Here is an 8,816-nt window from a genome sequence, read left to right on the forward strand (position 1 = left end):
AATGTGGTAGCCGGCTACCGCACACATCACCCGGCCTCGTCGTATGTTGCAGACTCAACTCCATGCAAAGGATTGCATCATGTCGAGACCTGCATCGCCGCCCGTTACGGCGGGCTATACCCACATCATTGCGCGCGCGATCAACGCCCGGTTCAGCACCCGGCCGACGTTGCGCTCGGTAACCTCCCGCTTGCTCAAGGACGGTTTGCTGGAAAAATACCCTCAACTTGATTTTGACCCTGACCGGACCAAGGTCGCACAACCGATCCCGGATGGCGCATGGCGTCTCACACTGCTTCTGGATGTTGTGCTGGAGTATCTGGCCAGCGACATACCTCCTGTATTGAGCGAGCAATACGGTCGCGATTGTTTTCTGACCAACAAGGCCCCTGCCCGGTTGACCGTCGGCAAAAGCACCTCCCGCGTGCCCGACATGCAGGTGATTGCAGACGTCATCCGTGAATTACCGACGATTCTATTCATTGCTTTTCAGGAGTCACTGACGAGCTATTGGAACGAGAGCGTCGACACCGGGTCCAGCCGCTGGCAATGGCTGGGAGATCTGTTTGCCGGAGTCCTGAAGACGTCCGCCACACGTCTGTCGGTGAGTAACGCAGTGCAAGCCGACATCCTCACGGAACTGGCCGATCATCCTGACCAACAGCAACGCCTTCAAAGGCCCTGGTCCAAAGGCGTTATCCATGCCTACACCCTTCAAACGACCCTGAGTAAAGGTCAGTCGGCAGTCAGCCTGCAGAGCCCCGACATACTCGTGGAATGCGGTGAGACCCTGTTGTTGTGCAGCGTGACCGGGAGCATCGAGTCCTTCCCTTCCCTGGATGCTTTTGGTCTGGCCTGGGGGGCTCGGTTTGAACAGGACTTCATGACCGACACCATCACGTGGAAACGCTTTGAGCCCGACGGGAACATTTTTGACACCCAGGCCGCCTTGCTCTTGAACCAGCAACTGGAGGACCTGGCTTCACTGCAACTACCGGCCGACCAAAGCCTGGACGACCTTGAAAAACGCGTTGATTCGATCACCGATGTCGCCACGCTGTTCAACGGTCACCCAGCCCGTTCGATGCACCTTCAACCGGTACAGGCAACGATTCCCGAGTGGCTGCAAACGGCTGCAACCGCTGAGCGCATGGCCTACCGCAAGCACGTGCTGATGATGGCCAGCGTCAAGCAGCAAACCCAGGGGCGCTCGTTCCGGGACGACATCGATGACATTCACACTTTCGCCAAAAAGGCGTTGCACACACAGATGCTGAAGGATCAACCCCAAGCCCCGGCATACAATGCCGATGAGCTGGAACTGACCTTTCATGTCCCGGTCGGTGACCTTGGCAGCGGCTACATCGAACCGGTCAAAATGTCCCTGACCGAGTTGGCGATCAAAAACCTGGCAGGTAAACCCAAAGGCCGGATGAGCATTCGCCACACAGCGGATCAATTGATCCAGGACTGGACCACCGAGGCCTACTTGCTGGATCTGGTGAGCCGGGTCGACGTGGGTAAACACTATCCCGAGCTGATCGAAAACCTGTTGTTCGCAGAGAGCGCCGAGGCTAAGGAGCGCGCGCGCCTGTTCGGCCTGGAGCTGAGCATCCATTTGCCGATGCTGGCCCTTGAGCATTCAATCAAGGCTGAGCACGGCTTCACCCGCCGGGGATACCGGTATGTCGACGCAGTGATGAACCCACTGGCTGCCGAGCGATTCGTCGATGACCAGGCGATCGTCATCAGACCTTTGGCTTTTCAACGCAAAGCCGGGGCCGACTGCGACGTGGTGAGCAACATGTTCATCATTGAGCCCAAAGACCTGAATGCCGATGGCCCGCATATTCTCTATCGGCCGTTGTACTCACCGGCCTTGCATGAATACCCCAGCCGTCAAGACTTGCTGAGCGCCATTGCGCAGTCCGGTCCGTTGCAAACCAGCGTGCTGACCTGGCTGTCCGATCGAGCACGACCGGTCTATGACAACAACGGTTTCAACGAGCCGCACATTGTTCATTTTCATCCAGGCGATGAGTTCATACGCCCTGAAAAGCCGAAGCCGGCGATTCTGGTGGGCGACGAGGCCGCCAACGATTGGCTCTCGGCAATGGAAAACGGTCGGTTGCTAGCCAGCCTGTTCGCCAGCAATGGCCGTGCACTGGTCGATCTGGCCGACCGGCAATCGGTGTCCAATGCCGAAAGTCGTTGGTCGATCATCCTGGAGGGCGGCTGGCTGGTATTCAACAACCTGATTCTGCCCCTGTTACGCGGCCCGGCCATGCTGGTGGGCTGGATGCTGCAAATCTCCCACAGCCTGATCAACGATCTTCCGGCCCTGGACAGTGAGGATGCCAACGCCCGGAACCAGGCCTGGATCGACGTACTGTTGAACATTGGCCTGGTGCTTTTGCATGTAGCCCGTGAACACGGTGCCGTTGATACGCCGTTGTCAGACAGAATGGGTAAAGAGCTTCCGGTAGCCCTCGACCCACTGCGCCGCCCACTGCGGCAATCCTCACTCAACACCGAGACAGCCATTACCCAGGAAACGCCTGGATTGCCTTCCGAGCCACCGGGCAGCGGCGATACCCTGCTGGACTTCAACCTGTCGACCGCTCGCGACTCCGCCTCGGCCCGGCTGTTCAACAAGCTGCTCGAAGTCAAGGTTCCATGGCCGGAATCTCTACCAGAGCCCATTGCAACCGGTCCTTTCAAGGGTTTGTACCGGATCAGGGGCCTATGGCATGCCACCCTCGCCGGCCTGCTGTTTCGCGTCAGTATCGCGCCCGGATTCGGTGAGGTTTATCTGGTGCATCCCGAGCACCCGGATCATCCGGGGATCAAGCTCAGATCCAATGGCGATGGCAAATGGACGCTGGACCAGGGGCTGAAACTGCTCGGGGGTGGACCCAAGAGCCGAATCGCCGCCAAGCGCGAACAGGACCAACAGCGCATCGACCTGCTGGAGCTCAATCGCCGGGAGTTCTTCGAGCAACAGGAGCGAGTGCAAAAGCGTGTCGATATCGCGGAAAACCTGATGCAGCTGAAAAGAAACCACCCCGCCAGTACCGAGACAGAGCGCGCGACATTCAGGCAACGGTTCGCCATTGAGCTCGACAGGCAGAGCGAAAGCTACGTCACGCAGATTGCCGAGATCAAAGAGATAAGCACCCTGAAAAAGACTGATCCCGACAATCAGCTACTGTGCAACTTATTGGAAAACATCATCAACAATGCTCGCAAACAGGTGGTTATTGCAGATCTGGATCGCGCCGCAAACAGCCGAAACTACGCAGATTTAAGCGGCGGCGTCAGGCAGCTCTATGAAGCGCTGAATGCCGAGGGCCTGGTGGTGATGGATCGGTATTTCGACTACGTGCGCAAAACTTCCGAGATCAACGAGACCATGATCAAGTTCTATGAAGAGGTAGACCGCCGTCTTCAGGAGCTTAAACAGATCCCTCGCCTGGGTGCCGAACCCTGGAGTCGATTGAGCCAGAACAGACCGGAAAATGAAATGACGGCCCTGAGGGTCAAGTCCTACCAACTGGTTATCCTGCGTATCCTCAGCGTCAAGGCGCTGGGAACTGAAACCTCGGCAGCGCTGGAGAGTGTCGTTGATCCTGTACTGCTGTTGTCCCGATCCCATGCCGAACTGCAAGGCTTGCACGTCTATGAACGCGGCGACCGCATTGAAGTGCTGGACAACCTGGTTGATCACTACAACAAAGCGCAGGACGGCCTCGAGAGTATCGGCATCTTCAATAGCGATGATTTACAGTCGCCAGCCTTCAATCGTCTGCGGGAAATCATCGAACAACTGCGCGTCGATGCCGAGCGCCGTCTGGCCGAGGAACTTCAAAACCTGCCGCAACCCGAGGAACCATCTCCCTCCCCATCGACCAGCCGCAAGAAGGTCATCAAGACCGCAAAAGGCACACTGATCGGCGATATACGCCCGCGAATTTCCAACCAGGGCGGGGACATTGTCGACATCAACGGCCCTCTTGAAGACGAGCCTCTGGCGTCTTTCCACGAACATGAGCCGAATGTCTGGGTAGAAATCGTCGATGTCAGACCACCCGCCCCCAAAGCTTCCTCGCGCCCCTACCCGCAGCTCAAAGGCGATGCCCGCAAGGCAATGGTCAATGTCGATAAACAGGTGAAAAAGATCGATGGTTACGCGCAACGTGCAAGCTCGCCCAAGGAAATCGAAGAGCAACTGCAACGCGAAGCGCAAAAACTGGTTGGGTATGCCGATAACCTGGAACGCCATGAAAACGCCCCGTCAAACCGGGAACAGGATGCAGCGCTTGTCAGCGAGCTACGAGACAAGGCGCGAGCCCTCGACAACAAGGCAACGGAACTGCGTACCCGCATGACCTTGGCCCAGGCGCCTACCAGCGAAGGCGTGGAATATTTGTTGCGACGTAACGAAATATACGTGCATGTCAGCGGCAACCGGGTTCAGCTGAAAACCGGACGCAGGGACTTCATGCAGGAGTACGTCCTGCTGCACCGTGATAGTCAAGCCTGGTGGTATGGGCACTTTCACTATGCCAATTTCACTGATGCCAAGACCGACTACACCCAGGCACATCTGAAAACCAAAGAGCAGCGTTTCGAAACGTACGAATCGGCACTGGCCAAGGCTAAGGACCCGAAACAGAAAATCGACATTCATCGCGGCTTCATCAGCAAGGCACTGGCCGACAGCGATTTCTTGCCACTTGAACCGCGTTGAATCACGCTAAAGCCGCAAGCGACATGCGAATAAAAAAAGCCGCAACCTGAGGTTGCGGCTTTTCTGCTCCCACCCGGAATCAGTGAGCGAACAGTGAGTTACCCTTCTGCCCGGCGAGGCTTGAAGGTTTGATCAGGAAACGTGCCAGCGCCGGCAACAGCCACAGCGCACCAAACATGTTCCAGAGCAGCATGAAGGTCAGCATCAGGCCCATGTCGGCCTGGAACTTGATCGCCGAGAAGATCCAGGTGCAGACGCCGATGGCCAGGCACAGACCGGTGAACAGCACCGCTTTACCCGTGGACTTGAGCGTTTGGTAGTACGCCTCTTGCAGCGGCAAGCCGGCACGCAGGAAGCTTTCGAGGCGGCTGTAAATGTAGATGCCGTAGTCCACGCCAATCCCCACCCCGAGCGCCACCACCGGCAAGGTCGCGACTTTAACGCCGATGCCCATGAACGCCATCAGCGCGTTGCCCAGCACCGAGGTCAGCACCAGCGGCAACACGATGCACAAGGTCGCCGCCCAGGAACGGAAGGTGATCATGCACATGGTGGCCACGCAGATGTACACCAGCACCAGGATGGTCAGTTCCGATTCCTTGATCACCTCATTGGTGGCCGCTTCGATCCCGGCGTTCCCGGCAGCCAGGATGAACTCCAGGCCTTCCTTGTTGTTCTCCTTGGCGAAGTCCTGCACCGCATGCACCGCGCGGTCGAGGGTCTCGGCCTTGTGGTCGTTGAGGAACACCAGCACCGGTGCCAGCGAGCAGCTGTTGTTGTACAGGCCATCGGCGCGGGCGATGGAGTTGTTCAGCACGTCCGGGTTACGCGACAGGGTTTCCCACTTCAGGTTGCCCTCGTTCATGCCCTTGATCATCTGCTTGGAGACAGTCACCAGGGAAATCGCCGACTGCACGCCCTCGGTGTTCTGCATCTTCCACATCAGTTCATCGATTGGCGCCATGGCTTCGTAACGCGAGCAGCCTTCCGCCTTGGTCTTGACCATCACTACCAGCACATCGGAGCTGGTGGAGTAGTTCTTGATGATGAAATTGTTGTCCTGGTTATAGCGCGAGTCCGGACGCAGCTCCGGCGCACCTTGGTCGAGGTCACCGATTTTCAGGTTCTGGCTGTACCAGAGGCCGCCACCAAAGGCGATCAGCGCCAGGAGGATCGAAACCGGAGCGACTTTCGAGCTGGCAAAATTCGACAGCAAACGCCAGAACGAATGCTCGCGGACTGCATCTTTCTTGCTGCGCTCGACGGCGCGTTTGCTGATGCCGACGTAGGAAATCGCTACCGGCAGCAGAATCAGGTTGGTGAACACGATCACCGCCACGCCGATGGACGCGCCGATGGCCAGTTCACGAATCACCCCGATATCGATGATCAGCAAGGTAATGAAGCCCACCGCATCCGCGAGGATCGCAATCATCCCCGGTAGAAACAGCTGACGGAACGTGCGCCGGGCAGCAGTCAAGGCGTTGTCCGCATCGCTGGACTGCAAGGCAATCCCGTTGATCTTCTGCACCCCGTGGGAAATACCAATGGCGAAGATCAGGAACGGCACCAGCATCGAATACGGGTCCAGACCAAAGCCGAAGGCGTGCATTAACCCGAGCTGCCAGACCACCGCCACCAGGGTGGTGCTCAACACCGCCACGGTGCTGCGCAGGCAGCTGGTGAACCAAAGGAGCAGGATCAGGGTGATGACGAACGCCACGCCGAAGAACATGACCACCATGATCAGGCCGTCAATCAGGTCGCCGACCTTCTTGGCAAAACCGACGATGTGAATCTGTACGTTGGGGTTCTGTTTTTCGAACTTGTTGCGGATCTTGTCTTCAAGTTCGTGGGAGAACTTCTGGTAGTCCAGTGCCAGCAGCTTGCCCTGGTCCTGCGGGTCCGGGTAGGACTCCAGCAGCGGAATATCGACGATGCTCGACTTGAAATCGTTGGCCACCAACCGACCGACCTGACCGGATTTGAGCACGTTGTTGCGCAGCAGATCGAGGCTGTCGGCCGAGCCGTTGTAGCTCTGCGGGATGACTTCACCGCCGGCAAAACCCTCCTCGGTCACTTCGGTCCAGCGCACGCTCGGACTCCACAGCGACTTGAGGMCGGAGCGGTCAACACCGGAGATGTAGAACACTTCATCGTTGATCTGGCGCAGGGTCTCCATGTATTCCCTGGAGAAGATGTCGCCATCGGTGGCTTCCACGGAAATACGCACGGTATTGCCGAGGTTGGCCAGGTCATTGCGGTGCTCGAGCATCTTCTCGATGAAAGGATGCTTGAGCGGGATCATTTTTTCGAAGCTGGTGGACGGCCGGATCAGTGTTGCCTGCCAGAACAGGAACATGCTGACCAGCAGGCAGATGACGATCACTGCCGGGCGGTTGTTGAAAATCAGGCGCTCGAGAAACGTCGCCTTGTCCTGATGATGACTGCTCATGGATGTCATAGCTCCGCCTTCTTATTATTTGCCCAGCTCGGCACCGATTGGCGAAGTAGCGCGAACGCCGCCCTGTCCTACCAGAATCAAGTTTCCATTGCCTGCCGCAGTGACCGCCGAAACGGAAATGCGGTCGGGTCGGTTGAATACGCTGAACGTTACGCCGTCGTCACTGCTGCGCACCACGCTGCCGCCGTTGCCGACGATCACGATGCTGCCGTCGTCAAGCAAGGTCGCACCGGACAGACCGAACTCCAGCGCGCCGCGCGCAGCCTTGAGCTCGACCTGCTCCCAGGTAGTGCCAAAATCAGTGGAGCGGAACAGATTGCCGCGCAGACCGTAGGCCAGCAACGTCGCCGGTTTGGCGGTGCCAATCACCCCGAACAGCGACCCCTGGTACGGACCTTGAAGGCGTTCCCAGGTTTGCCCCCAGTCAGGGGAACGGAACATGCTGCCCTGCTCGCCCACAATGAACAGCCCGGAATCCTTTACCGCTGCGATCGCGTTGAGGTGGTATTGATCCGGGTTATCGAGGCGATCGCCGACATCTGCCCAGTTCTTTCCACCGTCAGTGGTTTCCAGCAGAGCGCCGTAAGCACCCACGGCAAAACCGCTGCTGACATCCTTGAACCAGACAGCCAGCAGCGGCGCTTCGCGCTTCAAGTCTTCGAATTGTTTGATCCAGGTAACGCCGCCGTCTTCACTGGCGAGAATTTGCGCGTCATGACCGACAGCCCAGCCATGCCTGTCATCGACGAAATAGACCGCGGTCAGCAGCTGCCGACTGGGCACTTTGGCCTGGGTCCAGGTCTGGCCCTGGTCATCGGAATACAGAATATGGCCGCGATCGCCGACGGCCACCAATCGCTTGCCTGCATGCGCAACATCAAGCATCAGGCCCTTGGCGGACTTCGCGGATTCAATCGAATAGACCGTATCGGACACCGGTGCATCTGCGGCCACTACAGGTGCCGACAGCACAGCAGAACCCAACAGCGAGAGCGCTGTAGCCAGCAACGCGAATCTGCGTAACGCCGGCGGGCGGCAAAAACCCACACCCATGACAGGCTCACTCATAGACCTTTCCCCCATTATTATTGTTAGGTCGTTCAACCTTTCAGGGCGCCGCAGGGCTGCTCGTCGCGATTGACGGTTTTTGGAGCATAGTCCTGAAACGCGCAATCTAGAGCCCCTTCGGAAGCTGACCTATCCTATCCAGCTTTCGAAAGGTCTGACAATCAACGCCACGTTATCTTTTGTTAACTGGGGGGGAATAACGGACGGTCGCTGAATGACCAGGCATTCGCAGCGATGATCTGAAACCAGCGATTGAGCGGGATTTTCCGACACAAAGGTTTGAGCTTTGGCTTTGGCTTTGGCTTTGGCTTTGGCTTTGATCTTGATCCGGCTTTTGATCCACCCGCCCCTTCGGAAGGCCGAGCGCAGGTGTTCATCAGGGGGTTGGCGCGCAGCGCCGTACGGCGCAGCCGGACACATCGAGAGGAGGTCGTCGCGAAGCAGACCGTAGGCGATGCCCCCTGATGGACACCGGAGTGAGGGAACGCCGAGCCTAGGCGAGGTGCCGTACGCTTGGGGCGAGCGTTTTTTTGC

4 protein-coding genes are annotated in these 8,816 nt (G+C 57.9%); 1 reads left to right on the plus strand and 3 read right to left on the minus strand.

The genetic code is table 11. The annotated features are described in order from the left end of the window. The first annotated feature begins 79 nt into the window (after positions 1–79). Positions 80–4,750 carry a dermonecrotic toxin domain-containing protein gene (locus AC1DHT_RS15870; protein WP_442114791.1) on the plus strand — a complete coding sequence of 1,557 codons (4,671 nt, stop codon included), beginning with the start codon at positions 80–82 and terminating at the stop codon, positions 4,748–4,750. Between the two features lie 79 nt (positions 4,751–4,829). Here AC1DHT_RS15870 and AC1DHT_RS15875 read toward each other — a convergent pair whose 3' ends face one another. The 3 genes from AC1DHT_RS15875 to AC1DHT_RS15885 all read right to left on the minus strand — a co-directional run. Then, positions 4,830–7,205, minus strand: coding sequence for an efflux RND transporter permease subunit (locus AC1DHT_RS15875; RefSeq protein WP_477761396.1), 2,376 nt, complete (start codon positions 7,203–7,205; stop codon positions 4,830–4,832). 24 nt (positions 7,206–7,229) lie between these two features. After that, on the minus strand, positions 7,230–8,282 hold the full coding sequence (locus tag AC1DHT_RS15880; protein WP_427537527.1) for a WD40/YVTN/BNR-like repeat-containing protein: 1,053 nt from the start codon (positions 8,280–8,282) through the stop codon (positions 7,230–7,232). Between the two features lie 129 nt (positions 8,283–8,411). After that, positions 8,412–8,816: hypothetical protein (locus tag AC1DHT_RS15885; protein WP_442114792.1), on the minus strand; the 405-nt coding region annotated here is incomplete at its 5' end.

Source organism: Pseudomonas sp. 05N432, from assembly GCF_056396945.1.

Coding starts and splice junctions, on each gene's coding strand:
- AC1DHT_RS15870 (WP_442114791.1), top strand. CDS start 80: ATGTCGAGACCTGCATCGCCGCCCGTTACGGCGGGCTATACCCACATC.
- AC1DHT_RS15880 (WP_427537527.1), bottom strand. CDS start 8,282: ATGAGTGAGCCTGTCATGGGTGTGGGTTTTTGCCGCCCGCCGGCGTTA.